Below are 4,914 nucleotides of genomic sequence, written 5' to 3' on the forward strand. Positions count from 1 at the left end.
CACGAGATCGAGGCATCTGTCCGTTCATTCTGGACAAAGGATGCGATCTATCACAGGGTGAAAGAGCAGAACAAGGGGAAAAAACCCTGGTTTTTCGTGGATGGTCCACCATATACTACAGGACACATTCACCTGGGGACTGCCTGGAATAAGATCCTCAAAGACACTATTCTCAGATACCACCGGATGAAAGGACTCGATGTCATTGACCGGGCAGGGTACGATATGCATGGCCTCCCTATCGAGGTCAGAGTGGAACACGAACTCGGATTTGAGAATAAAAAAGATATCGAAGCATACGGAATTGGCACCTTCATCGAGCGGTGCAAACAGTTTGCAATCTCACATAAAGAGATCATGTCAGATCAGTTCAGGGCTCTTGGAATCTGGATGGACTTTGATAACCCATACCAGACCATTACCCCTGACTATATTGAGGCCGCCTGGTGGGCACTCAAAAAAGCACATGAGAAAGGACTCCTCGAACGCGGCCACAGGGTCGTGAACTGGTGCCCTCGCTGTGAAACAGCAATTGCAGATTCAGAGGTTGAGTATTGGGATGAAGAAGACCCCTCACTCTTTGTCAAGTTCCCGATCTTGGGAAAACCTGATGAATATCTGGTTATCTGGACTACTACACCCTGGACCCTGCCTGCAAACGTAGCAGTTGCTGTAGACAAGGATTTCGTATACGCACGAGTTTCAGCAGAGAAAGATGGGAAGACCGAATACCTCTGGATTGCCGAATCACTGGTTGAAGATGTGCTGAAAAAAGGACGGTACCAGGACTTTTCCATCCTCGAACACAAGACTGGAAAAGAACTTGCAGGTACCAGATATACCTCACCACTTGCAGATCAGGTACCACGGCAGAAGGATATCGAACACCGGGTTGTTCTGGCCGGTTTTGTCGAGATGGATAATACCGGAATGGTACATATCGCTCCAGGGCACGGATGGGATGACTATCTGCTTGGTATTCAGGAAGGACTTGATGTCTTCTGTCCGGTTGACGGGGCCGGACATTATACCGCCGAGGGGGGTATCTTTGCCGGGAAGTTTGTCCGAGATGCCAACGAGGAGATTGTAAAATCTCTTGGCAGTTTCCTCTTAGCACGCAAGAAAATTGTTCATCGGTACGGGCACTGCTGGCGGTGTAAAACTCCGATCATCTACCGGGCAACTGAACAGTGGTTCATCTCGATCCCGAAAATAAAAGAGCAAATGCTCAGTGAGATCAGGGCAACCACCTGGTATCCTGAATGGGCAGGTAGTGCCCGGTTCCATGATTTTGTCTCTGATGCCCGTGACTGGTGTATATCACGGCAACGGTACTGGGGTATCCCGATACCGGTATGGGAATGTAAAGACTGCAATAAGCAGATGGTCTTTGGCACCATGGCCGAACTCAACCAGGCAGCAGGTTCTAACCTAACTGATCCTCACCGGCCCTACGTAGATCAAATAACAGTGCCCTGTTCCTGTGGAGGGACCATGCACCGGGTCGAGGATATCTTTGATGTCTGGTTCGATTCAGCAATGGCATCCTGGGCAACTATCGGATTCCCTGCAAAAAAGGAGATGTTCGAGAAACTCTGGCCTGCTGATTTTATCCTCGAAGGTCAGGATCAGACCCGCGGATGGTTCTATTCCCAACTTGGTGCTTCCACCATTGCATTCAACCGTTCCCCCTACAAGCAGGTACTCATGCATGGGTTTGCCCTTGACGGTGACGGTAAAAAAATGAGCAAGAGTCTTGGAAATGTAGTCAGCCCGGAGGAGGTGGTTGAGAAATTCGGAGTTGATGTGCTCAGGCTTTATATTCTCTCGGCAAATGCCCCCTGGGAAGATCTTAAGTTTAACTGGGAGAGTGTGTCAACCGTCAACCGAACCATCAATATTCTCTGGAACGTCTACCGGTTCCCACTCCCTTACATGATCCTGGATGACTTTGCCCCTTCGTCAATGGGAGACACTTGGAATCCGGATTTTATCACGAGATCACTGCGTGAGATGCCAGATGAAGATCGCTGGATTATTTCTCGTATCAATACTGTTACCAGACAGGTTACTGCTGATATGAAGGAATATAATCTGCATCGCCTCAGCCGGGGAATCCTAAATTTTGTGCTGGAAGATCTCTCTCGCTGGTATGTGCAGATAGTCCGGCCACGAATGTGGCTTGAAGAAGACTCCCTTGACAAAAAATATGCATACGAGACGATCTACTACTGTATGAGAACCCTCTGCCGGTTACTGGCTCCATATGCTCCTCATATCGCTGAAGAGATCTATAGTAATCTACGGCTCGAAGGTGACCCGGTATCAGTACACATGCTCTCCTGGTACGAAGGTGAGGAACGACTCATTGATTCAGATCTCGAGACCCGTATGGGACTTATTCGATCCTTTGATGAAGCCGTTGCCAATGCCAGGCAGGCAGGAAAGAGAAAACTCCGTTGGCCTGTAGGGACAGTTACTGTTGTTGCAAAGAATGAGGTCGTAAGCAAAGCTTTCAGCAGTATGTATAATCTTGCATGCCAGCGAGCTAACGCCCGTGAAATACTGGTCATCACCGATCAGTACGATAAGATCCTCTGGAAAGCAGAGCCGATCATGAAGAAGATCGGGCCTTCATTCGGAAAGATCGGGCCCCAGGTAAAGAAACTTATCGAAGAAGCAGATGCCATCGCAATGAGAAATCAGATTGCAGAGAAAGGAGTCTATGCGATAGCAGGTCCTGAAGGTGAGATCACCATCACGACAGAACATGTAATGTTCACCGAAGTTATGCCTGATAACATCTTTTCTGCAGAGATGACTGATGCAACAGTATTTGTTGATGTCACGCTCACCGCTGATCTGGAAGCAGAGGGATATACCCGGGAATTGATAAGACGGATTCAGGAGATGCGCAAGCAGCTGAACCTGAATGTAGAAGAAATGATTGTGATTGATGCAATTGTGCAGGATTCACACCTGTTCGAACTGTTAACTCAATCCTGGCAGGATGCAATCAGTAAAGAGGTCAGAGCAACCGCTCTTTCAATCCACCAGAATGGCAGCGATCGTGATACCACCACCCTATGGCAACTGGATCGCGACTGGGATATCGAAGGACTGACCGTTACCATCGGAATATCAGTTGCGGAAAACTCCCGGTAATTAATGATCAACTCTTTTTTAAGAGTATTACCGGATTCTATCGCATGAACAGTTGCAGAGTTAAAATCCGATGAAAAATGATTCCACCATACCCGCTATCAATTATAACTGGTCATTCTCACGATGATCAGGTAGGGATACAGGTATGATAAAACCGGATCCGGATTCAGAAATACTCTGACTCATAACCCGGAACATATCCGGTCAACAAAAATCCGTCCTTCCTCTGAAGAGAACAACGGCAGATCCCGATCAACATGTAGTTTTCTTCTGATCGCTTCGGTTTTTTCTTTGGTTATTGGATTGAACCCGGGTTTGGTAATATGGGTATGATAAACCATAATCCCCCGCCGTTCCCAAGCAGGAGTATGGGCAAGGTTAACACCGTGCTGAAAACATATCTCATGCAGTTGCCGTGATCCAATTCCATTCAGCCGCCTCTGAACTTCTACCCGATCCAGTCCATCCTGCATGAGAATTGTCTGGCTGTACCCATTTACATGATTACGCCAGGCCTCTTTCTGACGCCAGGTCAGATAGGTGGCAACCATCTCCTGTTCAACAGGAATGATTCGTGCATCAAATGAAATGGGCGACGACACCTTCATGACGATGGTAAGGGCACTTGCTGCAAACGAGGCGATAACCGAAGTGAGTTTCTCAACGCGCCCCTCAAAGGGGAGTTCGTCAAGATAGAGACTGATCTCATCAGAAAACGTATAGGCAAAAAGAGGAGACAGGCCGCTTTCTGTCAGAAGCAAAGAACAGACCTGAACCATGGCTTGAGAAAAATCCTCATCAAATGGTCGTTTCAAAGACAATTGGCCTAGAAACTGATGAAAGGATCGTCCATCAAGCCTGATTATGACAGGTGCAAGGGTCTTTATTCCGGTATAGATCTCCCGTTCTTTCATGCATCCATCCTACCTAACAAATCAGTATTACCGGGAGAAATTGATTCAGAATCTGATTAAATGTGAATATTGAAAAGATTAGAGATCCGCATCATCTTTGAACATATTTGGGATATGACGGATGACTACTACATCAGAGATACTCTTAACCAGCCTGTACGGAATCTTGATCCCTTTGTGAGTCTTTATCTCAACCACTTCAGGATTTAATTTTCCTGCCGCTATTGAATCAATTCGCTTTGAATCGATATCAAGGACCAGGTCTTCCACTTCACCGATGAACATTCCGTTCTCAGAATATATCTTTAGGCCGATAAGGTCAGTAATCTGATTCTTCATACTCCATTGACATTTATATTAGATCCCTAAAAAACCTGTAGGTAAGTGTCTCTGCCATATCACCGGGGTATATATATGAATCATGTGCAACAAACGCCAGAGACCTGACCTGATATCGGCGTTACCTGCCGCCAGTGGATCACCACCCAGTATCTGTTTATCGATTCCGGGAAGTACTGTATTATGGATGGGTCCTTCCGTATCGGACGTCTCTTTGGGATTCCGATAATGATTCACTTCACGTTTCTCCTGATCATTCCATTGTTTGCTTGGATCATCGGTACCGACATTGGATATACCGTCTCGATGGTTCGCGATCTCTTTCATATCCAGTTAAACGATCAATTAATTACCCTTGGATATACCCCGTACCTTCTCGGACTGGTTATTGCCTGCGGGCTATTTTTGGGTGTTTTTATCCATGAACTCTCTCATTCACTGGTAGCCCGCAGATCAGGCATCGCAATTAATAGTATCACCCTGTTATTTTTTGGAG

Annotated in this window: 3 protein-coding genes and 1 pseudogene; 2 read left to right on the plus strand and 2 right to left on the minus strand. The window is 46.7% G+C overall.

What is annotated here, in order from left to right:
- Positions 1 to 3,165: isoleucine--tRNA ligase (gene ileS, locus LUQ50_RS03570; protein WP_367278951.1), on the plus strand; the 3,165-nt coding region annotated here is incomplete at its 5' end.
- Positions 3,166 to 3,347: 182 nt separating this feature from the next.
- On the opposite strand, the gene LUQ50_RS03575 is transcribed toward ileS, so the two are convergent.
- Complete coding sequence (locus tag LUQ50_RS03575; RefSeq protein ID WP_300036283.1) at positions 3,348 to 4,079, minus strand: tRNA(His) guanylyltransferase Thg1 family protein; 732 nt, start codon at positions 4,077 to 4,079, stop codon at positions 3,348 to 3,350.
- Between the two features lie 78 nt (positions 4,080 to 4,157).
- A complete protein-coding gene (locus LUQ50_RS03580; RefSeq protein WP_300036286.1) occupies positions 4,158 to 4,418 on the minus strand; it encodes a PRC-barrel domain-containing protein in 261 nt (86 codons plus the stop codon).
- A 183-nt stretch (positions 4,419 to 4,601) separates the two neighbouring features.
- Here LUQ50_RS03580 and LUQ50_RS03585 point away from each other — a divergent pair.
- Positions 4,602 to 4,914, plus strand: a pseudogene (locus tag LUQ50_RS03585) (peptidase M50); the annotation flags it as partial.

The sequence above is a fragment of the Methanospirillum sp. genome (genome assembly GCF_028679455.1).
Lineage (GTDB): Archaea > Halobacteriota > Methanomicrobia > Methanomicrobiales > Methanospirillaceae > Methanospirillum.